This is a genomic window from Parapedobacter deserti (assembly GCF_042646065.1).
Taxonomy (GTDB): Bacteria; Bacteroidota; Bacteroidia; order Sphingobacteriales; family Sphingobacteriaceae; genus Parapedobacter; species Parapedobacter deserti.
The window spans coordinates 65,734-86,742 of record NZ_JBHRTA010000037.1 but is presented as its reverse complement, the minus strand read 5'-3'; the positions used below and the strand labels follow the sequence as shown (position 1 = coordinate 86,742).

Below are 21,009 nucleotides of genomic sequence, written 5' to 3'. Positions count from 1 at the left end.
TGAAAACGTACCCTGATTACAATATATTTATTACCAAACACTGACATTTTATGAGGATATTGGTCACGGCGCCTTACCATGAAAAAGGAAGAGAGAAATTGGCGCAGCTATTCGGAGAGGTGATCTATCGGCCCTGGAAGCCGCACGGAAGGGGGTATCAGCCTGATGAGCTGATCGGACTGCTCAGCGAGACGCAGGCCGATGCACTGATCACCGAGCATGATGAAGTTACCGAAGGGGTGATAGCCGCTTATCCGGAATTGAAATTTATCGGGGTTTGCCGCGGTACACCATCGAATGTTGCCGTAGAAGAGGCCACCAAACGGGGGATACCGGTGTTCAACACCCCTGCTCGGAACGCACAGGCGGTCGCTGAGCTGTTTATCGCGAACGTGATCACTTTTATGCGAAACACGCTTCATGGCATACAATGGCTGGAGAGCGGCCAGTGGGGAGGAGGTGCGCACACGGCGTACTTGCAGCTCAAGGGGAATGAACTGGCGGGTAAAAAGGTCGGTATGGTGGGGTTCGGCGCCGTCGGACAGACGATCGCCCGGATCCTGCGGTGCTTTCCCTGCGAGATTGCTTATTATGACCCGTATTTCACGTCCGATGATCCCGCTTACGCTAAATCGTCGCTGGAGGCGCTGTTTGAGACGAGCGATATCGTGGCTATCCATCTTCCGGTGACGCCGCAGACGAAGGGAATGATAGACCGTCGGTTGTTATCACGGATGAAGGCCGATGCCATTTTTGTGAATACTGCCCGTGCAGTGGTGGTCAACAGGGATGACCTATTGGACGCTATTGAACATCAACGGATAAGGGGGGCGATTCTGGATGTATTTGACCATGAGCCGCCGGATGAGCAGGACTATCGATTGATACGCCACCCGAATGTGCTGGCCACCCCCCATATTGCCGGGGCAACGCATGAGGTGGAAGACCATCATACCGACATCATGAATAGCTTGTTGGAGGAATTTTTTGTGCAGCATAAAAAAGATATCGGACAATTGGTGAATCGCGATATCTTAGTAGCGAATACATAACACCATACCGTGAAGTCAGCCATCAGTCTATTTCGGAGTCTAGCCCTTGCAGCGGTGTGTTGCATGGGATGTGATCCGGCGGTTACCCTGCCGCACATTGAGGTCTATGCACATCGCGGTTTCCGCGGATTGCATCCGGAAAACACCATTCAGGCGATGAAAAAGGTCTTGCCTTATGGGGCTATCCTGGAGCTTGATCTGGCCATAAGCGCAGACAAGAAAGTGGTCGTCAGCCATGACCCTGTCCTGAATCCGAAAATTACGAAAAAGCCCAATGGCGATCCGTTGACGAAAGATGAACAGTATGTGCTTTATCAAATGGATTATTCGGCGATCCGTCAGTTCGATGTGGGAACAACGCCGAATCCGGATTTTCCGGAACAGGAACGGTATCCGGCATACATTCCATTGTTGAGCGAAGTGATCGATTCGGTCGAGGCGCTCGCGGCCGCTGAAGGTTTTGATCCGCCGCGGTATTTCATGGAAACCAAACTCAACGCGAAAACCGACGGAATACGGCATCCCGGTCCTGAGGAATTTGTTGAACTGTTGATGGAGGTAGTGGATGAAAAAAACATCCGCGATCGCGTTATTGTGCAGTCGTTTGACCCCCGTACGCTTCAGGTCTTGAGGCGGGACTATCCGGAGGTCAAGCTGGCGTTCCTGGCAAGGGCCGGTACGTCCCTAGCCGATAACATGGAATGGCTGGGTTTTACGCCCGATTACTATTCCATCAACGCCGCCTATATCGACTCGGCGCTGGTGAGCGCGTGCGGCACCTTGGATATGGAGCTTATCATAGGTAACTGCAATGATTACGGGGAGATCAAACGCATCTCGGCGCTCGGTGTACAGCGGGTCATTTCGGATTTCCCGATCACAGCGCTGGCAAAACAGCAAACCGATAAGATAGATTGACTACTACATGACAGATAAAAGAAACGCTTTCTTCATTGTGGATGTCGGTACCGGCAATGTCCGTACCGCCGTCGTATCGGCCGAAGGTGACCTGCTGGCCCTGCACCGCGAGAATGTGCGATATGAAAAGGATGACGGCTATCCTGACTCGATTTATTTCGAACCGGACCGGTTATGGGCGCAGATCAAGCAACTCGCCACGCGTACACTCGCTGAGGCTGCTCCGGTGCAGATTATCGCCATTACGGCCACCAGTCAGCGGGAAGGCATCGTTGTGCTGGATGATGCGGGCAAGCCACTGATCGGCATGTCCAACCACGACAACCGCGGGCGCGAATGGGAGTCGCTGATCACTGATAAAGACCGCATTTATGCGCTGACGGGGCGGTATCCCACCGCACTTTTTTCAGCGTTGAAGCTGGTGGGGCTGCGTGAGCGAAAAGCCGACGTATGGACCCGCGCGGCTACGTTTACCAGCATCAGCGATTGGGTGCAGTTCCAGTTTTCCGGCATACTTTGCTACGAGCATTCGCAAGCGTCGGAGACCCTGCTGTATGACGTGAAACGAAAGGACTGGTCTGCCGAGCTTTGCAGGGCCTTTGCGCTGCCGGCCTCCCTGCTGCCGCCGTTGAAATCGTCGGGCGATGTGCTCGGTCAGATCCGGCCGGGCTTGGCGAAAGAACTGGACATTGCCGCTGACGCGGTAGTGGTGGTGGGCGGAGCCGACACCCAACTGGCTGTCCACAGCATCAAACCGGACACGGGTGACGTGGTGATTGTATCCGGCACGACGACACCGATCATCAAGATGGTCGATTCGTATGTCACGGACACTCGCCAACGTACATGGACCGGCCGTCACATCGATGCGGATAGCTTTATGCTGGAGGCCAATGCCGGCGTCACAGGACTCAACTATCAGCGGCTTAAAGAAATATTCTATCCGAATGAAAGCTATGAAGTCATCGAGCGTGAACTGGATGAAACATCGTATTCGCAGTGCGTGGCATCCCTGGGGTCGCTGATAGCCGATGAAGACACCCCGCTCATCAAGGGTGGATTTATCTTCAATGCGCCGGTATCGCACCAGCTGACCCGGGGCGGGTTCGTGTTCGCCATCCTGTGGGACATTGCGTGCAGTATCTATGAGAACTACAAGGTGCTGGACGGTGTTTCGGGACATGGGCGCGACTACATCTGGGCCTGCGGCGGCGGTGTGCAAAGCCGGAAGCTCCGGCAGTTTATCGCCAACCTGACTAACAAAAAAATACGGATCTGTAATACGTACCGGCAGTCATCGGTGCTTGGCGGGGCGTTTATCTGCGCCGAAGCGGCTGGCCTGCAAGGTGCTATGCCGCAAGTGCAGGAAGAGGTGTCCCCCGAAAACCGCGGGCGTTTTGTGGCGCTGTATGAAGAGTGGAAGCGTGCGCGGCAGGCATTCAGGCAAATCAAGTGAAGATGCAGCGGAGTTTCATCGGCATTGATGTGGGTACCCAAGGTGTACGCGCGGCGTTGGTTACCGCGACCGGGCGGGTACTGGGAGAGGTTTCACGGAAGTTCGCACTGACGTCTGACTCGCGTATGGAGCAGTCGCCCGGGCGCTGGTGGGCCTGTGTCGTGGGCGTGATGGATGAACTGTTCAGCGGGCTGCCGGACCGGGCTTACCTGGACGCGGTATCGGCCATCGGCGTGGACTCGACGTCCGGAACCGTCATCCCCCTCGACGGAGCCAACCGGCCGCTGCATCCGGCGCTGATGTACAGCGACCTGCGGTCTGCGGATGCGGGGCGTCAGTGCCGCGCTTTGGCCGAACGGTTTTTGAGCGAAGGCTACATAGGATTCAACGCGTCCAGCGGGCTTTCCAAGATGGTGTGGTTCGTTCAATCGTATCCCGAAAAGGTGCCTGCCATCCGGAAATGGGTACATGCCGCCGACTACATCACGGGAATGCTGAGTGGCCGATTCAATGTGACGGATTATACCAACGCGCTCAAATCCGGATACGACCTTAACAACGGCGCCTGGCCGGATTACCTGACGGAACACCTGCCGTTGAAGCGGGATTGGTTTCAGGAGGTGGTGCCTTCCGGTACGCCGGTTGGTCCACTTCGGCAGGAATTGGCTGAACGATGGGGACTGCCGCATGTGGAGGTGACCGTAGGGATGACCGATGGCTGTGCATCGCAGATCGCATCGGGTGCGGTAACGCCCGGGACATGGAATTCGACCATCGGCACGACTTTGGTTATCAAGGGGGTGACCGAGCGCGCGGTGATCGACCCTCAGGGCCGTCTATACAGCCATCGCCATCCCGATGGGTACTGGATGCCGGGCGGCGCCAGCAACACGGGCGCGGACTGGGTAGCAACCGATTTTGGGACAGCGCTACAGCAGTTGAACGAGGCAGCTGCTAAGCTTCTTCCTACGGGCTTGCTCGCCTGGCCGTTGAAACAACAGGGCGAACGGTTTCCCTTTGTCGCATCAGCAGCCATGGGCTTTGTGCCGGAGGGGCTGGCGCCCGCCGAACGGTTTGCCGCGTGCATGGAAGGTGTTGCCTATATCGAGCGGCTGGCCTACGAATTGATTGAGCAACTTTCCGGCGAGCGGGTCACCGCGGTGTATACCGCCGGAGGCGGCAGCAACAGTGACACCTGGCTCACCATCCGTGCCAGCGTACTGAACCGTCCGATTTATAAGTGTAAGGAAGCCAGCGGGGCGGTAGGGTCGGCCATCGGTGCCGCATCAAGAACGTACTACGGTTCCCTCGTTGAAGCTGCCGCACAGATGACAGCCATCGAACGGGAAGCCCTTCCACAGGCTGCATTGACCGAAACGTATAACATACACTATCACCGCTTTATAGGCGAGTTGAAAAAACGACAATACATCTGACGATGCTAAACGTATATTTGCTCCGACACGGAGAGACCACGTACAATGCCGACGGTAACCGCTACTGCGGAAGAACCGATGCCGAATTGACAGCGAAAGGGATAGCACAGGCTGAACGGGTGGCCGAAGCACTTCACGGCAAAACCATCGATGCGGTGTACGCCTCCCCACTCCAGCGCGCGTACCATACAGCCGAAATCGCTTGTGCCCGCCGTCTGCCGGTGATCCGGGATAATCGCTTGATCGAACTGGATTTCGGCTTGTGGGAGGGCAAGACACGGGAAGAGTTCGTCACGGAAAACCCGGTGCTCTGGGAGGCTTGGCAGGAATCGCCCGACCATAATCGTGCCGGTGGCACGGGGGATACCGCGTCGGAGGTGGTGCAGCGCGTAGACGCGTTCTTTACAGATATGATAGCAAGGTATGACGGACAGACCCTCTTGGTTGTTGCACACAATGGTGTAAACCGGTTGTATCTTGCATGGAAATTGGGAATGCCCCTGAAAAACTACCGACGGATCGTACAGGAGAATTCAGCGGTCACCCTGATCCGCTTCGGCGGTGATGAAGCCTTTTCCTTGATGAAATTGAACGATTAAAAAAATAAAAGTAACACGAAAATATGAGAAGCAATATTGTTGGTCTGGTCTTTCTGGCCGTTATGGTGAGTTCCGTTTCCCTCATTCATGCCCAGGACGCCCAGTTACACCGCTTGGATTTTAAATCGGCCAAACAACTGCATCGATTTTTTAAGTATAAAAGCGGGAAAGCGGTCATCAGCGGTCATCGGGGTACTGTGGAGCTGGGACTTCCTGAAAATTCGATCGCCGGTATGGAGGCAGTGCTGATGCACACGCCGGCCTTTTTTGAGATCGATCCCCGGCTTACCAAGGACAGTATTGTCATCCTGATGCATGACGCCACCTTAGACCGCACAACCAACGGCACCGGCAAAGTAGCAGACTATACGTGGGCCGAGCTGCAGCAACTCCGGTTGAAAGACAAAGACGGCAACCTGACCGAACACCGCATACCGACGTTGTCTGAAGTAATCGAATGGGCAAGGGGCAAAACGGTACTCAATCTTGATCAGAAAGATGTACCGGTGGAGGTCTCCGCTGATCTGATCCGTAAGCACAACGCCTATGCCTTTGTGATGGTGACGGTGCACAGCCCGGAACAGGCGCGGTTTTATCTGGATAAGCATAAACATCAGATGTTATCCGCGCATATCCAAACGCGGGAGAAGTTTGATGCTTACAAAAACGCCCGGATCCCCTTCAATCGGATGATTGCTTATATCGGTCCGCATATCAAGCCCGAAAACCGGGCAATGTACCAGCTGCTGAATCGCGAAGGCGTGATGTGCATGATCTCTTCGGCACCTACCTATGATAAACTGCCCACCAGAACCGAACGGGCAGCGGCATACCGGGCCATTTTTGCTGATGGGGCTTCCATCTTGGAATCAGACCTGCCCATAGAGGCAGGAGAGGCGTTAATTCAGGCAGTTGCAGACGCAACCTAGGAATAGGAAGCGCAGCGAACCGATTCCAGTTGAGGCCCCCGCGCCTTCCCTTCCCATAATTCAGGCAGTTGCAGACGCAACCTAGGAATTGGGAGCGCAGCGAACCGATTCCAGTTGAGGAGCAACTGCCTGAATTATACCTTCCTTTTCTTATCTTTGTCCAATGCAGCGGAACACCTTTGCGGATTTCAACTTCAACAAACAAATCCTAAACGCCATTGAGGACGCGGGGTATACAACGCCGACCCCTATTCAGCAAAAGGCGATACCGCCCATATTAGCAGGACAGGACGTGATGGGCATTGCACAGACAGGAACAGGAAAAACAGCGGCCTTTGTACTTCCCATCCTCATGAAGCTGAAATATGCCCAGGGAAATGACGCCCGTACGCTGATTCTCTCGCCCACGCGTGAACTGGCTATGCAGATTGAGGAAAATATCCGGCTGTTTGCAAAATACACTGATCTGCGCACGGTGGTCCTATACGGCGGGTTGGGACCGAAAACGCAAATCGCCGAATTGGAAAAGGGCGTAGACATCATCGTCGCAACACCCGGGCGGTTCCTAGACCTCTATCTGGCAGGCCATATCGTGACCAAGTCCCTGAATTCATTGGTGATGGACGAGGCCGACAAGATGATGGATATGGGGTTTATCGGGAAGCTGCATCGCATACTGGAAGTGGTGCCTCGCAAACGACAGAACCTTTTGTTCTCCGCTACGATGAGTGAACTCGTGCACAAGATTGCTGGCGATTTCCTGGCTTTCCCAACCATTGTGGAGGTATCGGAGCAAGCCACGCCGGCACAGACTGTCACGCAGAAACTGTATTACGTCCCCAACTTAAAAACCAAAATAAATTTACTGCAGCATCTCCTTAAGGACGATGAAACACTACATCGGCTCATTGTCTTCTGCAAAACCAAAGCGGTGGCAGACAACGTATATCATTTTCTCGAACGTAAATATGGCACGGATAATGTTCGGGTCATCCATGCCAACAAGGGGCAGAATACGCGGATCAATTCCATCAATGCATTCAAAGAAGGAGCCATCCGGATTTTAGTGGCCACGGACGTCGCTGCGCGGGGCCTGGATGTAAGCAATGTGAGCCATGTGATCAACTTTGACGTACCAATCGTCATCGAAGATTACGTACATCGTATAGGCCGGACCGGCAGGGCGTTTCAAACGGGTGATGCCATCACCTTCTGCAACGCCGCAGAGGAGTATTACATCCGAAAGATCGAAAAGCTAATCCGTCAGCAGATTCCCGTGGCAGCAATTCCCGATGGCGTGTTTATTGAAAAGACAGAATTCGAGGAACGGCAGGCCATCGCACGCGAAATCGACGCACAAAAGCGTAAAGACAGTCCGGAGTTTAAGGGAGCTTTCCACGAGAAAAAAGCCAGCAATCAAAAATCGGGGAAACCCCCGCGCAGCAAAAGCAGGCCGACCGGTAACAGCAAACGGGGTCGTGGCAAAAAGAAAACATGAAACTGCCCCGCATCACCCCATTGAATATCGCATCTGCGTTGCTGATGACGAGGCTGTTGTGGCAGATTTTATCAGGCACGATCGGGATTGGAACCATTAGTTGGTTTTTATTACTTTTGTTGATCTTAGTGGTAGCCGACCAGTTTTTCAGGCTCCTACTTCGGAACCTGAAGCGTGTGTGGATCGCGGAAGGTATTTTCGTGGTGCTTGTTACATTGGCGATGTGGATATTGAACGTATGGTAGGAACACAACCTGGATAATGCGGATTGACCAGATGCCCGCAGATGAAAAGCTGTGGAAAACCGCCGCATAAGCGTCATCCGCGCAAAAATTGATAAAAAATGAAAAAAGCAGAAATAAAGCTGACGATCGAACTGGACGATAACAACGTGCCAGACAAAATCACTTGGGAATCAACAGATGGAGAAAACAAAGAGGCCTTGCCTTCCAAGGCCCTATTTTTGGCACTATGGGACCATCATTACAAAAACTCTATGCGTATAGATTTGTGGACCAAGGATATGCCGCTGGATGAAATGAAACGGTTCTTTTACGAAACCCTGCAGACACTGGGCGACACGTTTATCCGCGCATCAGGCGATGATGAGCTAGCTAAAGCGGTGATCGGTGACCTGCGTGACTATTGCGATCACTTTGCCGAAAAAATGGAAGTCACGCAAAAGCAGAATTAGTTAGCGTCAGCTATAAGCAATTCACAGTATAGATAACCATGAACTATTTTTTAGTCAAATCAGAACCTTTCAAGTACAGCTGGACACAATTCCTGAAGGATAAGCAGACCTTCTGGGATGGTGTGCGCAATTACCAGGCCCGCAATACCCTCCAATCCATGAAAAAGGGCGATTTGGTATTGTTTTATCATAGCAACGAAGGCAAGGAGGTTGTCGGCATCGCCAAGGTGGTTAACGAATATTATCAAGATCCAACGACCACGGATGAGCGGTGGGTGGTTGTGGACCTGGCACCGGTAGAGACTTTGAAAAAGCCGGTGACGCTCGAAACCATCAAAGCGGATCCATTGCTGCAAAATATGGCATTGGTACGTCAGGGGCGGCTATCGGTGATGCCGCTGACCCGTGAGGAGTTTGATCGTATTGTCGCATTAGGTGCCAAAAATTCTGTAGATTAGCACCTTTGGAAATTTTATGCAATTACATATGTTGAAAAAATATACCCTATACCGTCCACTGATATGTTTGTTGACAGCAGTCGCAGTATCGTGTAACAACGGATCGACAACGAAAGAGCAAGAAGAAGAGATACACAATGCGGCAACACAGGTTGTTCCTGAAGAGGCTGAAGGCCTGCTCGGGCGTTGGGATCTTACTGTAGATAAAGACGGCAAGAAAGTACCCTCATGGTTGGAAGTCAAATTATCAGGCTTTGATGTACTGGTGGGAGCCTTTGTATCCGATGCGGGAAGTAGCCGCCCAATTTCGAATATCACCCTCCAAGACGGAGTGTTTTCATTCCAGATCCCCCCACAGTGGGAAGGCGGCGGTGGACTGTTTACGATCGAAGGGGAGCTGGCAGGTGAGGGTATAAAAGGGACGATTACGACCAACAAAGGAAATACCTTCCATTTTACAGGTGTGAAAGCCCCTTATCTGGTCAGGACGGGTGAAGTGCAATGGGGCCAACCCATCGATCTCTTCAATGGTAAAGATTTAACAGGGTGGAAACCTTCGGATGATAATAACCAATGGGTGGTGGAAGACGGGATATTAATCAATAAAGCAGTGGGTGCCAATTTGATTAGCGAGCAGCAGTTTGAAGACTTCAAGCTGCTTGCCGAATTCCGCTATGCAGCGGGGGCCAACTCCGGCATTTATTTGCGGGGGCGGTATGAGGTACAGATCGAGGATTCACCAAAAGACAGGCATCCAGGGTCTTTGTATTTCGGTGGTATATATGGCTTTTTGTCACCCAGTGAAATGGCAACTTTGGGGCCGAATGAGTGGAATAAATTTGAGATTACTTTGCGGGGGCGAATGGTCACCATCGTCGCCAATGGAAAAACCATCATCAGCAACCAAGAGATCCCGGGAATCACAGGCGGTGCATTGGACAGCAACGAAGGTGAGCCCGGTCCGATCTACATCCAAGGAGACCATGGACCAGTAGAGTTCCGTAAAATTACCATCATCCCGGCAAAGTAGCATCGCCAAACATTTTTCAGTTGTCTTTGTTGGTTATTTCAAATCACAGACGCTATGACAAGGACAATCGGATTAATTTTGGTAATCATTGGTATCGCGATGCTGGTGTGGACGGGCTTTACGTACACACGTGAAGAGAAAGTAGTTGACATAGGTGCGTTAGAAATCTCTGCCGATAAAAAGGAACGTGTTAACTGGCCGCCGTATGTTGGCGGTGTAATTTTGATCGGAGGCGTGGTGTTGTTGCTGGTGCCGCGTCGGCGGCAGGCATAACCGAGTATCGCTGGCGTAATTTCTCGTACGCTAGCCTTAACATCTTCCAATGGGTGAGCGCTGCGGTCATACGCAGCGTTTGTATGGTAAGGTAACTACTCGGTTTACCTTATTCTTTCACCACTTCCCTAAATAGGTTTTGCAGCTCTTTGGCGTCTTTCGGTTTGAGCTTGCCTGCAAGCACCAGCCTAAGTTCTCTCCGTTGCAGCGCTTCGTTGTAGAGTTTTTTCTCCTCATCAGTCTCCGGTATCAACTTGGGGACAGCGATATTACGCCCATCCTGATCAATGGCTACAAACGTGTAAAATGCCTCATTGGATCTTACTTTGGTGCCGGAAGGGATGTTTTGCGCCGAAACAATCAAATGTACCTCCACAGAAGTGTTGAAGGCCCGGGTTACTTGTGCCTCGATGCTGATCACATCTCCCAATTTTACCGGATGTCTGAACGATACATTATCGACCGAAGCCGTTACCACGATGCGGTTGCTATGCTTTTGGGCTGAGATCGCTGCAGCGATGTCCATCCAGTGGAGCAGGCGGCCACCCATGAGGTTGTTGAGTGTATTGGTGTCGTTGGGCAGCACCAGTTCATTCATGATGGTATATGATTCGCGCGCAAACTTCTGGGTCATGGTGCAAAGATGTTATTATTTTTTGTCTTTTCTTCCTATTTCGCCGTTCGGAGTTGCCGGTCTACCAGTGCCAATCCCTCGGCAAATGAATGAGGTTCATAACCCAATACGGTACGTGCCTTGTCAAGGATAAAACCCGTACGTGGCGGCCGTGGTGCTGCCTGACTCAATGTTGAAGAACTCACCTCGCGGATAAGTGACTTGTCTAACCCCCAAAAATCAGCTACCGCAGCTACCAGTTCGTGGATAGCAAACATATCCTTGCCCGAAATATGATACACGCCCTCAGCGCCTGTGGTTACGGCGAGCAGGCACGCCTGGGCCAGGTCTTCCGCCAGTGTGGGCATGCGCCATTGATCGTTCACCACGTTGAGCGGCTGGCCTTTCTCCAGTGCGCCTTTGGCCCATAGCACGATGTTACTGCGGCTCATGTCAGCTACGACACCGTATACCAATATCGTCCGGAGGATCGCCCATTTGCTTGATGAGCGCTCAAAAAGCTGCTCAGCATCCAGCTTGCTCTGGCCATACAGACTCAGTGGGTTGGGTAGCGCATCTTCGGCATAAGGGCCGTCTTCGCCATCGAAAATGAAATCGGTAGAAAGGTGGATTAAGTGAATACCGAACTCGTCGCATAGTGACACCAGAGTTGCCACGGCTCCGACGTTCAGCTTCCGGCAACCGTCTGGGTCATGCTCGCAGGCGTCTACATTGGTCATTGCGGCGGTGTTGATGATGGCGTCCGGACGGTGCTGTGTGATGGCTTTCCGCAGGTGTTGCTCGTTGAGGATATCAAGGTCGATATAGCGATAGCCATCTTTGATTGGATGGCGGTTCGCGCCTCGCGAGGTCGCGGTCAGTTCGATGCTTTTGTCCGTGAGCGCCAAGTCCGTAATTTTTTGGCCGAGCAGGCCATTGCTTCCGGTGACCAGTATTTTTGTTGTTTTCGATTTCAGATTATCAGACATGGTATGTTGAGCTTATTTTTGTTAATCTGTGGCGCTAAACTGCAGCTTGTCCTGCTTCATCGCATTTTTGATGAGTTGTATCTCGAGGTCAATAATGTCGGCCAGGGCGCTATAGTTGATCTTGGCAGGATCATCGCCGGGTGCATGGTAATCGGGATGTCCGCCGGTATGGAAGAATAGCACCGGTATGCCCTTCATGTAAAATACATGGTGGTCAGATCCGCCTTTGCCCGCAGCGTCGGTGAAAAACTTGATGGAGGTGTCCACTGTGCGGAATATCTCCGGCCAGGATGAGCTGGTGCCATAGCCGCCGATGCCTATTCCCCTATCCGGATCATAACGTCCGATCATATCCATATTGAGCATGAAATGTAGCTGATCAAGCGGAATGGTGGGGTTTTCTATAAAATAACGGGATCCCTGAAGACCGAGCTCCTCCGCGGAAAACGCAATGAACAGGAAATTATAGGGCTCGATGTGATGATTCTGGCTGAAGTGGCGTGCAAGTTCCAGCAGCCCGGCCACACCGGAGGCGTTGTCATCGGCACCGTTATGGATCTTGCCTTCGGGCGAAGGGTCTAACGACCCACCTTGCCGGCCCATCCCAAGGTGATCGTAATGTGCCCCGATAACGATGGTATGCGGAGCACCGTTATCCAGGAAACCGATGACATTGCTGGCCCTGCGCATACTGTCGGCTACCACAACGCGCCGCACTGTAGCGGTAAACGGTTGCCGGTATCGCTCAGTGCCTGAGGGTCGCAGGTTGTATTTCCTGAATTGCTTTTCGATGTACCGGGCGGCTTTCTCCAGTTCCCTGCTGCCCGTGCCCCTGCCTTTCATCTTGTCGGATGCCAAGCGGTGGATGTGCTTGCTGATGCGTGTCTCATCGGCATATTGGGCGTCGGCGCGATAAGGCGCAAATACGATCAACAGAAACGCGACGAAGGGCTTGATGTGCATAACAATTTGGAATATTGCTGGGCCAAAGATACTGATATTCTCCATTATTGGATCAGCTGGAAATGATCGCGATTATGAACACCGATTTGCTGAAACGATACCGTGTCGATTCAACCGGCTATGGTTGGACCGGCACGATGTGGACGATGACTTGATTTCCTATTTCTGTGCCAATGGGTAGCGTACGCCGCCGTGCGTCATTTTTACCGGCAAGATATGGCCGTCGTCATCGAAATGCATTTCGTCAATGCAGGTGACCCGCTCGTTTGCTCCGGTTTTGCCCAGCGGACGGCGATGGTAGACGATATACCATCGGTCTTTGCCGGGTATCTGTATGACGGAATGATGGCCCGCACCGGTGGCAATTTCGGGGTCCTGCTCCAAGATCGTTGCTACCCGTTCAAATGGCCCGAGAGGCGAATCCGCGATGGCATAAGCCACTTTGTAATGCGGGCCGCCCCAGCCGCCTTCTGACCACATGAAATAGTATTTTCCGTTCCGTATGAACATGAAGGGGCCTTCCACATATCCTTCCGGCGTCACTTCCTTATAGCGTTCGCCGTCATCGAACGGCACCAGCCCGGTAAAATCATCGTTGAGTTTGACGATATTGCAGTGCCGCCAGCCGCCATAGTACATATAGTAGGTGCCGTCTTTGTCTTTAAAGACGAATTGGTCGATGGGCTGCGCACCGTTTACGATTTCGTTGATCAGCGGCTTGCCCAGCAGGTCCTTGTATTGGCCCTCAGGCCGGTCAGCCACAGCTACGCCAATGCCGCCGATCTCCCCTTCGTGGACATCATTTGCGGCAAAGAAAAAGTAATACCTGCCGTCTTTTTCCAATACGCCGGGCGCCCACATCGCCTTCTTTGCCCATTTTACTTCTGCCGTATCGATGATACGTGGATGCTTGGTCCAGTTGACCAAATCGGGAGAAGAAAAGGCATCAAAAAATACCTGTTGTTCATAAGGCGCTGAATAGGTGGGGTATATCCAGAATCGGTCGCCGTAGACGATGCCTTCCGGATCGGCGTACCATCCGGGAAACACGGGGTTTTGTTGCGCACGAATCACTAGTGGCGAAAGGAAAACGATGAGGTAAGTGCAAACGTGCGGTGTGAATTTCAATGAAAGCATGTTCAACATATTTGGTTTGTTGCCGCTAATGTACGGGTTACCGCACAAATTTCCTCAATTTTCTGTTTGTTCTTTCTACGTAAAGTATAACTTTGGGAATTAAATGGAGATACATATGCAAGAACAATCTGATATTGGCGTCATCGGAATCGCCGTGATGGGCGAAAACCTCATCCTGAATATGGAGAGCAAAGGTTTCCATGTAACGGCCTATAACCGAACGGTAGATAAAGTAGAACGCTTTGTCAATGGCAGGGCGAAGGGAAAGAACATTTACGGCGCCACTTCCATAGAAGACTTGATCCGGTCTCTCAAGCGGCCGCGGAAAGTGATGTTGATGGTCAAGGCAGGAAAGCCCGTGGATGATTTTATTGAACTGCTTATCCCGCACCTGGAGCCAGGGGATATCATTATTGATGGGGGCAACTCACATTTCCCGGACACAGAACGGCGGGTAGCGTACGTGGAGAGCAAGGGGTTGCTATATGTAGGTACCGGTGTATCCGGAGGCGAGGAAGGAGCACTGCTGGGGCCGTCTATCATGCCCGGCGGTTCCAGGGCGGCATGGCCGGCCGTGAAGCCGATTTTCCAGGCGATCGCTGCCAAGGTTGCGGACGGAACACCTTGTTGCGATTGGGTGGGCGATGGCGGAGCCGGTCATTTCGTAAAGATGGTACATAACGGGATCGAATACGGCGATATGCAGTTGATCAATGAAACGTATCATATCATGAAAGCCGTGTTGGGCATGACGGCAGACGAAATGCATGAAGTGTTTAAAGAATGGAATGAGGGCGAACTCGATAGTTATCTTATCGAAATCACGCGGGATATACTGGCGTTCAAGGACGAAGATGGTCTTCCGTTGGTGGATAAGATCCTTGATACGGCGGGGCAGAAAGGGACAGGAAAGTGGACGGGAACTGTGGCGCTTGAATTGGGAGTCCCCCTGACATTGATTGCTGAATCGGTATTTTCCCGCTGTCTTTCAGCGTTGAAAGACGAGCGCGTTGCCGCGTCAAAAATGCTGGATGGTCCCGTCCCGTCGTTTGATGGCGAACGACGCACATTCATCGACAACCTGCGCGACGCACTGTACGCGGCTAAGGTAATCTCTTATGCACAGGGTTATCAGATGATGGCGGCTGCAGCCCATGAGTACGGGTGGGAGTTGAATTACGGCAGCATTGCCCTGATGTGGCGCGAGGGCTGCATCATCCGGTCGGCCTTCTTGGGGAAGATAAAGGAAGCGTTTGACAAGAATCCGGATCTGCGTAACCTGATCTTGGATGATTTCTTCCGCGAAAAGATACAAGCTGCGCAAAGCGGGTGGCGCAAGGTGATCGCGGTGGCGGTGACCAACGGCATACCGGTACCATGCCTAAGCGCGGGGTTGATCTATTACGACGGATACCGCTGCGATCGGCTACCAGCCAACTTACTCCAAGCCCAGCGGGATTACTTCGGTGCGCATACGTATGAGCGCCTGGATAAGCCCCGAGGCGAGTTCTTCCACACTAACTGGACAGGCAGGGGCGGTGAAACGTCGTCTACCACGTACGACGTATAACGAATAACCAAGCGGATTCAACGAAAGAAGCGCGCGCCAACCGATGGCGCGCGCTTCCTTTATCAACCTTAGTCTTAAACCTTGTTACATTTATCTGCACACTCAGTCTTCCACCACTTCACTGTTATAGCTCGCTGGTTCTACAACTTCTTCTTTAAAATAATGTTTTTGATAGAGGAGGATGAGTGCCACGGCCACGGTAATAGCCGAGTCAGCAACATTGAATACCGGTCTGAAAAAGAGAAAATCTTCCCCGCCCCAAATCGGAAACCATGTAGGGAAATTCCCTTTGATAATGGGGAAGTATAGCATATCGACCACTTTTCCATGAAGTAGGCTTGAATAGCCGCCTTCGGCGGGGAAAAGCCGTGCTTTTTCAAACCAGGTGCTTTCGCTGAATATGACGCCATAAAACGTCGAGTCGATGATATTGCCCATCGCTCCGGCAAAGATAAGCGCAACATTGAGAATGAATCCGCGGTGATATTTCCGCTTAATCATATAATGCAAACCATAACCGATTCCGATCACTGCTATGATGCGGAACAATGACAGTGCCAGTTTGCCGGTTTCGCCACCAAATTCCAGACCGAACGCCATGCCGTTATTTTCAGTGAAATGGATGATAAACCAGTCGCCGAAGATTTTGTATTCCTGCCCGAGTGTCATATTGAGCTTGATCCAAAACTTCGAAAGTTGATCGACTGCCAGCACGGATAAAATAAGTATAAGGGGTTTGCTATAGCCTTTCATGTTTTAAGCTGTCGACTATCAGTAATCAGCTGTCGGTTTCTGCAGTTGTCATGGCTGGCTTCCGAAAACTGAATGCTGATCGCTGTTAATATTGTTTCAACTTGGCTTCCATGCTCAGTGTGGTATGCGGCACCGCGCGGAGACGTTCCTTTTGAATGAGTTTGCCGGTTTCGCGGCAAATACCGTATGTTTTGTTTTCGATACGGACCAATGCAGCTTCCAGATTGTCAATGAATTTCTTCTGACGGGCTGCCAATTGATTGGTTTGCTCTTTCTCCAGCGTAGCAGAGCCATCTTCCAAGGTCTTGAAAGTTCCTGCCGTGTCGTCAGTGCCGTTGGCGTTACTGCTGTTCAAAGACTTGGTAAGGGCTGACAGTTCTTCTCTGGCAATGCGAAGTTTTTCCAAAATGATTTCCTTGAACTCCTGCAATTCGGCGTCGCTATACCGCGTTTTTTCACTGTTGTTTGCCATAATTTTAAACTTTTTCGATTTTTACATTTAATTCCTTTTCAGCGATTTCTATTTTATCACCGTCAACAAGAGTATCCTCAAACAGCAAAGAGTCTGCCAATATCTCGGTACGAATATAAGATAAATTACCTTTCGCAGCTTCAGCAATGTCAGGGACGTTACTGATGCTTACCTTTATCCGGTCGGTCACCTCAAGTCCGCGCTCCTTGCGGAGGTTCTGAATGCGGTTCACTAATTCGCGTGAAATGCCTTCATTTCTGAGCACTGGTGTGATGTTTATATCGAGCGCGACCGTGAGACCTCCCAAATTAGCTACTTGCCATCCGGCCACATCTTCCGCTATGATTTCGACATCGCTTAGTTGTATGGTGTATTGTGTATTGGTTATTTCGATTTGTCCATCACGTTCCAATCGAGCGATATCACCGGGTGAGAACGCTTGGATGGCAGCCGCCACGACTTTCATATCCTTGCCCACTTTCGGGCCAAGGGTCTTGAAATTGGGTTTGATCTTCTTTTTGATGATGCCCGAAGTGTCGTTTATAAACGCTATTTTCTTAATATTGGTCTCTGACAAGATGAGGTCTTTCACGCTTTCAACTTGCTGTTGAAAGTCTCCGTGGAGCACGGGCAACAGGATTTTGTTAAGCGGTTGCCGTACATTGATACCTGTTTTCTTGCGCAGCGACAGGGTGAGCGAAGAGATATTCTGTGCCAGGGCCATCCGCTCTTCCAGAGCCTTGTCCACCAAGTTCTCTTGATAAGCCGGAAAATCCGCCAAATGGACCGATTCGGCACGTTCCTTGGCTGTCGTGTTGTTCAAGTCGAGGTAGAGCCGGTCACTGAAAAATGGCGCAATGGGCGACATCAGCTTGGCGACGGTCTTGAGGCACGTATATAGCGTCTGGTAGGCCGATATTTTGTCTTCGGTGTATTCACCTTTCCAGAAACGCCTACGGCAAAGCCTTACGTACCAATTGCTGAGATGTTCGTCTACGAATGTCTGAATGGCGCGTGCGGCCTTGGTCGGCTCGAAATCCTCGTAATAGCCGTCCACCTCTTTAGTGAGGCTGTTGAGCAGGGAGATGATCCAGCGATCTATTTCGGGGCGCGTATCAATGGGCAGATCGGACTCCGCGTAGGCAAACTTATCGATATTGGCATACAGCGCAAAGAACGCATAAATGTTGTACAACGTGCCGAAAAACTTTCGACGCACTTCATCCAGTCCCTCCTCGTTGAATTTGAGGTTGTCCCAAGGCGCAGCATTGCTGATCATATACCAGCGTGTTGCATCTGCACTGTATTTTTCGATAGTGGAAAACGGGTCTACAGCGTTGCCCAGCCGCTTCGACATCTTGTTGCCGTTTTTATCCAGTACCAGTCCGTTTGAAACCACGTTTTTGAAAGCTACGGAGTGCTGTAGCATCGTAGAAATGGCATGCAGGGTGAAAAACCATCCCCTGGTTTGATCTACGCCTTCGGCGATAAAATCCGCAGGATAGGCACCTTCGAAACCATCTTTGAACGGGACATCACTACCCACAGCAATTTTCCCGTAATCCAATCCCCACTGCGCAAATGGCATGGCACCGCTATCGAACCACACATCGATGAGGTCCGGTTCGCGGTAAAGTTTTTGGCCGGCATCGGACACTAGAATGACATTGTCAACATATGGGCGATGGAGGTCCAATTTGTCAGTACCAAACTTGTTCAGGTATTCCCGCAGCTTATCTTTCTCATCATCGTCGAGTACATCGGAGCTCAAGCTTTGTTCGATGCGCGTTTTCAGTTCTCCGATGGAACCGATGCAAATTTCTTCGTTTTCGTCTTCGCTTCGCCAAATGGGCAGTGGGGTGCCCCAGTAACGCGAACGGGAGAGATTCCAGTCTACCAGATTTTCCAACCAGTTGCCGAACCGGCCAGTGCCCGTAGCCTCTGGTTTCCAATTGATGGTCTTGTTGAGCGCTACCAATTCATCCTTCACAGCGGTGGTGCGGATGAACCAGCTGTCTAGTGGGTAATAAAGCACCGGCTTATCCGTGCGCCAGCAATGGGGATAGCTGTGCTCGTATTTCTTAACTTCAAAGGCCTTGTTTTCTTCCTTCAGCTTGATCGCAATCAGTACGTCCGTGGGTTTGAACCCTTCGGCAGCACGCTCCTCGTCGCTATAATATTCCTCTTTGACAAATCGTCCGCCGAATTCTCCGATTTCTTTGACGAAGCGGCCCTGTTTATCCACGATGGGCACGTCCTTGCCATTTTCGTCAGTGACGAAGACACCGGGTATGTCATTTTCTTTGCTTACACGGAAGTCATCTGCACCGAAAGTAGCTGATGAATGCACAATGCCTGTGCCGTCTTCAGTGGTCACGAAATCCCCCGCGATCACACGGAAGCCTTTCTGCTCCAACACATCGTTAGTAACATAAGGAAGTAACTGATGGTAGCGGAGATTGATCAGTTCGGCACCGGAATATTTTGCTCTGATCTCCCATGGGATAACTTTGTCGCCCTGCTGGTAATTTTTCAGTGGGATGTTCTGTCCTTCGGATTTGAAGTATCTGCCGATCAGTTCTTCGGCCAGTATGACGTTTACCGGCTGATGGGTGTATTGGTTGAATGTCCGTATTTTGACATAACGAATATCCTTTCCGACGACCAGTGCACTGTTTGCGGGTAATGTCCAGGGGGTGGTGGTCCAAGCAAGGAATGCCGTGTCCTCGTTTTCGTCTTCAAAAAGCGTTGCCATGGCAGGGTGCACCTGGTCTTTTTTGATGCGGAACTCCGCCACGATAGTCGTGTCCTTAATCATCTTGTATGTGCCGGGTTGGTTCAGCTCGTGGGAGCTGAGGCCCGAGCCGGCCTTGGGAGAGTAAGGTTGGATCGTATACCCTTTGTATAGCAGTCCTTTTTTATACAGTTCTTTCAGTATCCACCACAGTGTCTCAATGTATTCGTTTTCGTAAGTTATGTATGGGTTTTCGAGGTCTACCCAATAGCCCATTTTGTTGGTCAGGTCGTTCCATACATCGGTATATTTCATTACTTCCCTTCGACAGGCGGCGTTGTAGTCAGCCACGGATATGGTTTTGCCGATGTCTTCTTTAGTAATGCCAAGCGTTTTTTCGACAGCAAGCTCGATGGGCAGACCGTGCGTATCCCACCCGCCCTTGCGTTTTACCTGGTAGCCTTTCAAGGTTTTGTAACGGCAGAAGATATCCTTAATGGCACGCGCCATCACATGGTGGATGCCAGGCATGCCGTTGGCTGAGGGTGGGCCTTCATAAAACGTGTACGGCTTATCTGCAGGACGCTGGGTGATGCTTTTTTCGAAAATGTTTTCGGCTTGCCAACGTTCTAATACTTCCTTTCCAATGGCGGATAGATCGAGCTGCTTATATTCCTTGTACATCAATTATTTGTGTTCAAAAATGAGGATGCAAAGATAGGGAATTATTGTTAAATGAAGAAGGGGAGGGTTGATTCAGACGGCTTGCTTTTCAACTTGAAATTGGGAACAAGCTAGCCGATTCCAGAGGTTCGGCCTGCAACCGGCTGAGTCATGACTTTGCAGAACATAGAATTTACCGCTTGGATACTGCTTATTTCCGTCGCTGGTGGGCAACTGGAAAAGTGACCGGCCAAACTGCTGAAATGAGATTACCAATGAAGCCGCTCAGCTGCATTTTGTTTTGCGTCGATCGCCTTGGGACAAATTATGCCGAAAACGACGATCCACAGCCACAGGTGCTTGTTGCATTGGGGTTGTTGAAGGTAAAGCCACGGGCATCCAAACCACTTTTGAAATCGATTTCCATGCCGGCAAGATACAGTCCGTGAGCTTTGTTCATAAAAATCCGTATCCCTTCGATCTCATATTCGGAGTCACCTTCTTTCTTTTGGTCGAATCCCAAAATGTAGTTCATCCCTGCACACCCACCGCCCTCGACTCCTATGCGTAATCCGAAGTCCGCTGATATTTCCTGCTGCTCTTTCAATTTCTTTAGCTCCACGATGGCTCCCGGTGTCAAGGTCAATGGTGCCGAAGCGGAAAGCGTCGCTGTACTCATCTCATATTTATTTTAATCCAGTGCTTACAAAAATACATAAAATTCGCCACTTTTGCACAGAAATATAGATTTTTACGTTGCATAAACAAACCT

Annotated in this window: 21 protein-coding genes; 13 read left to right on the top strand and 8 right to left on the bottom strand. The window is 51.2% G+C overall.

Annotated features, from left to right (window positions below; all coding sequences use genetic code 11):
* Window positions 1-50 precede the first annotated feature (50 nt).
* The 12 genes from ACFOET_RS12105 to ACFOET_RS12050 all read left to right on the top strand — a co-directional run bounded on the left by ACFOET_RS12105 (window position 51) and on the right by ACFOET_RS12050 (window position 10,343).
* A complete protein-coding gene (locus tag ACFOET_RS12105) occupies window positions 51-1,052 on the top strand; it encodes a 2-hydroxyacid dehydrogenase (RefSeq protein ID WP_379022962.1) in 1,002 nt (333 codons plus the stop codon).
* A gap of 9 nt (window positions 1,053-1,061) precedes the next feature.
* Window positions 1,062-1,970 carry a glycerophosphodiester phosphodiesterase family protein gene (locus ACFOET_RS12100; RefSeq protein ID WP_379022960.1) on the top strand — a complete coding sequence of 303 codons (909 nt, stop codon included), beginning with the start codon at window positions 1,062-1,064 and terminating at the stop codon, window positions 1,968-1,970.
* Window positions 1,971-1,977: 7 nt separating this feature from the next.
* Window positions 1,978-3,426, top strand: a complete 1,449-nt coding sequence (locus tag ACFOET_RS12095) for an FGGY-family carbohydrate kinase (protein WP_379022958.1) — start codon at window positions 1,978-1,980, stop codon at window positions 3,424-3,426.
* A gap of 2 nt (window positions 3,427-3,428) precedes the next feature.
* The gene (locus ACFOET_RS12090) at window positions 3,429-4,862 is read left to right on the top strand and encodes an FGGY-family carbohydrate kinase (RefSeq protein ID WP_379022956.1); all 1,434 of its coding nucleotides are present in this window, start codon (window positions 3,429-3,431) and stop codon (window positions 4,860-4,862) included.
* A 2-nt stretch (window positions 4,863-4,864) separates the two neighbouring features.
* Window positions 4,865-5,461: a histidine phosphatase family protein gene (locus ACFOET_RS12085; RefSeq protein WP_379022954.1), complete on the top strand. Its 597-nt coding sequence runs from the start codon at window positions 4,865-4,867 to the stop codon at window positions 5,459-5,461.
* Between the two features lie 23 nt (window positions 5,462-5,484).
* On the top strand, window positions 5,485-6,390 hold the full coding sequence (locus ACFOET_RS12080; protein WP_379022952.1) for a glycerophosphodiester phosphodiesterase family protein: 906 nt from the start codon (window positions 5,485-5,487) through the stop codon (window positions 6,388-6,390).
* Window positions 6,391-6,553: 163 nt separating this feature from the next.
* On the top strand, window positions 6,554-7,888 hold the full coding sequence (locus tag ACFOET_RS12075) for a DEAD/DEAH box helicase (RefSeq protein ID WP_379022950.1): 1,335 nt from the start codon (window positions 6,554-6,556) through the stop codon (window positions 7,886-7,888).
* Window positions 7,885-8,133 (top strand): hypothetical protein, encoded by a 249-nt coding sequence (locus tag ACFOET_RS12070; RefSeq protein ID WP_379022948.1) that lies wholly within the window; start codon window positions 7,885-7,887, stop codon window positions 8,131-8,133. Before ACFOET_RS12075 ends, ACFOET_RS12070 begins: the two co-directional genes overlap by 4 nt.
* Window positions 8,134-8,231: 98 nt before the next feature.
* Entirely contained in the window at window positions 8,232-8,582 is a 351-nt protein-coding gene (gene gldC / locus ACFOET_RS12065; protein ID WP_379022946.1) for a gliding motility protein GldC, read from the top strand.
* Between the two features lie 38 nt (window positions 8,583-8,620).
* Complete coding sequence (locus ACFOET_RS12060; RefSeq protein WP_379022944.1) at window positions 8,621-9,040, top strand: EVE domain-containing protein; 420 nt, start codon at window positions 8,621-8,623, stop codon at window positions 9,038-9,040.
* Between the two features lie 28 nt (window positions 9,041-9,068).
* A complete protein-coding gene (locus ACFOET_RS12055; protein ID WP_379022942.1) occupies window positions 9,069-10,070 on the top strand; it encodes a 3-keto-disaccharide hydrolase in 1,002 nt (333 codons plus the stop codon).
* A 54-nt stretch (window positions 10,071-10,124) separates the two neighbouring features.
* Window positions 10,125-10,343 (top strand): hypothetical protein, encoded by a 219-nt coding sequence (locus ACFOET_RS12050; RefSeq protein WP_379022940.1) that lies wholly within the window; start codon window positions 10,125-10,127, stop codon window positions 10,341-10,343.
* A gap of 109 nt (window positions 10,344-10,452) precedes the next feature.
* Here the strand turns inward: ACFOET_RS12050 and ACFOET_RS12045 are convergent, their stop codons facing one another.
* The 4 genes from ACFOET_RS12045 to ACFOET_RS12030 form a co-directional block, all read right to left on the bottom strand.
* Entirely contained in the window at window positions 10,453-10,977 is a 525-nt protein-coding gene (locus ACFOET_RS12045; RefSeq protein ID WP_379022938.1) for an acyl-CoA thioesterase, read from the bottom strand.
* A 35-nt stretch (window positions 10,978-11,012) separates the two neighbouring features.
* Window positions 11,013-11,945, bottom strand: coding sequence for an SDR family oxidoreductase (locus ACFOET_RS12040; RefSeq protein WP_379022936.1), 933 nt, complete (start codon window positions 11,943-11,945; stop codon window positions 11,013-11,015).
* Between the two features lie 21 nt (window positions 11,946-11,966).
* Window positions 11,967-12,908 (bottom strand): M20/M25/M40 family metallo-hydrolase, encoded by a 942-nt coding sequence (locus ACFOET_RS12035; protein ID WP_379022934.1) that lies wholly within the window; start codon window positions 12,906-12,908, stop codon window positions 11,967-11,969.
* Between the two features lie 159 nt (window positions 12,909-13,067).
* Entirely contained in the window at window positions 13,068-14,045 is a 978-nt protein-coding gene (locus tag ACFOET_RS12030) for a glycoside hydrolase family 43 protein (protein WP_379022932.1), read from the bottom strand.
* A gap of 103 nt (window positions 14,046-14,148) precedes the next feature.
* On the opposite strand from ACFOET_RS12030, the gene gnd reads away from it, so the two are divergent.
* Complete coding sequence (gnd, locus tag ACFOET_RS12025; RefSeq protein WP_456320331.1) at window positions 14,149-15,615, top strand: decarboxylating NADP(+)-dependent phosphogluconate dehydrogenase; 1,467 nt, start codon at window positions 14,149-14,151, stop codon at window positions 15,613-15,615.
* A gap of 102 nt (window positions 15,616-15,717) precedes the next feature.
* Here the strand turns inward: gnd and ACFOET_RS12020 are convergent, their stop codons facing one another.
* The 4 genes from ACFOET_RS12020 to ACFOET_RS12005 all read right to left on the bottom strand — a co-directional run bounded on the left by ACFOET_RS12020 (window position 15,718) and on the right by ACFOET_RS12005 (window position 20,916).
* Window positions 15,718-16,368, bottom strand: coding sequence for a lipoprotein signal peptidase (locus tag ACFOET_RS12020; RefSeq protein ID WP_379022930.1), 651 nt, complete (start codon window positions 16,366-16,368; stop codon window positions 15,718-15,720).
* 85 nt (window positions 16,369-16,453) lie between these two features.
* Window positions 16,454-16,840, bottom strand: coding sequence for a TraR/DksA family transcriptional regulator (locus ACFOET_RS12015; RefSeq protein ID WP_379022928.1), 387 nt, complete (start codon window positions 16,838-16,840; stop codon window positions 16,454-16,456).
* A 4-nt stretch (window positions 16,841-16,844) separates the two neighbouring features.
* A complete protein-coding gene (gene ileS, locus ACFOET_RS12010) occupies window positions 16,845-20,258 on the bottom strand; it encodes an isoleucine--tRNA ligase (protein ID WP_379022926.1) in 3,414 nt (1,137 codons plus the stop codon).
* Window positions 20,259-20,562: 304 nt separating this feature from the next.
* On the bottom strand, window positions 20,563-20,916 hold the full coding sequence (locus ACFOET_RS12005; protein WP_379022924.1) for a HesB/IscA family protein: 354 nt from the start codon (window positions 20,914-20,916) through the stop codon (window positions 20,563-20,565).
* Window positions 20,917-21,009 lie beyond the last annotated feature (93 nt).

Coding starts and splice junctions, on each gene's coding strand:
- ACFOET_RS12105 (WP_379022962.1), top strand. CDS start 51: ATGAGGATATTGGTCACGGCGCCTTACCATGAAAAAGGAAGAGAGAAA.
- ACFOET_RS12095 (WP_379022958.1), top strand. CDS start 1,978: ATGACAGATAAAAGAAACGCTTTCTTCATTGTGGATGTCGGTACCGGC.
- ACFOET_RS12090 (WP_379022956.1), top strand. CDS start 3,429: ATGCAGCGGAGTTTCATCGGCATTGATGTGGGTACCCAAGGTGTACGC.
- ACFOET_RS12085 (WP_379022954.1), top strand. CDS start 4,865: ATGCTAAACGTATATTTGCTCCGACACGGAGAGACCACGTACAATGCC.
- ACFOET_RS12080 (WP_379022952.1), top strand. CDS start 5,485: ATGAGAAGCAATATTGTTGGTCTGGTCTTTCTGGCCGTTATGGTGAGT.
- ACFOET_RS12075 (WP_379022950.1), top strand. CDS start 6,554: ATGCAGCGGAACACCTTTGCGGATTTCAACTTCAACAAACAAATCCTA.
- ACFOET_RS12070 (WP_379022948.1), top strand. CDS start 7,885: ATGAAACTGCCCCGCATCACCCCATTGAATATCGCATCTGCGTTGCTG.
- gldC (WP_379022946.1), top strand. CDS start 8,232: ATGAAAAAAGCAGAAATAAAGCTGACGATCGAACTGGACGATAACAAC.
- ACFOET_RS12060 (WP_379022944.1), top strand. CDS start 8,621: ATGAACTATTTTTTAGTCAAATCAGAACCTTTCAAGTACAGCTGGACA.
- ACFOET_RS12055 (WP_379022942.1), top strand. CDS start 9,069: ATGTTGAAAAAATATACCCTATACCGTCCACTGATATGTTTGTTGACA.
- ACFOET_RS12050 (WP_379022940.1), top strand. CDS start 10,125: ATGACAAGGACAATCGGATTAATTTTGGTAATCATTGGTATCGCGATG.
- ACFOET_RS12045 (WP_379022938.1), bottom strand. CDS start 10,977: ATGACCCAGAAGTTTGCGCGCGAATCATATACCATCATGAATGAACTG.
- ACFOET_RS12040 (WP_379022936.1), bottom strand. CDS start 11,945: ATGTCTGATAATCTGAAATCGAAAACAACAAAAATACTGGTCACCGGA.
- ACFOET_RS12035 (WP_379022934.1), bottom strand. CDS start 12,908: ATGCACATCAAGCCCTTCGTCGCGTTTCTGTTGATCGTATTTGCGCCT.
- ACFOET_RS12030 (WP_379022932.1), bottom strand. CDS start 14,045: ATGCTTTCATTGAAATTCACACCGCACGTTTGCACTTACCTCATCGTT.
- gnd (WP_456320331.1), top strand. CDS start 14,149: ATGGAGATACATATGCAAGAACAATCTGATATTGGCGTCATCGGAATC.
- ACFOET_RS12020 (WP_379022930.1), bottom strand. CDS start 16,368: ATGAAAGGCTATAGCAAACCCCTTATACTTATTTTATCCGTGCTGGCA.
- ACFOET_RS12015 (WP_379022928.1), bottom strand. CDS start 16,840: ATGGCAAACAACAGTGAAAAAACGCGGTATAGCGACGCCGAATTGCAG.
- ileS (WP_379022926.1), bottom strand. CDS start 20,258: ATGTACAAGGAATATAAGCAGCTCGATCTATCCGCCATTGGAAAGGAA.
- ACFOET_RS12005 (WP_379022924.1), bottom strand. CDS start 20,916: ATGAGTACAGCGACGCTTTCCGCTTCGGCACCATTGACCTTGACACCG.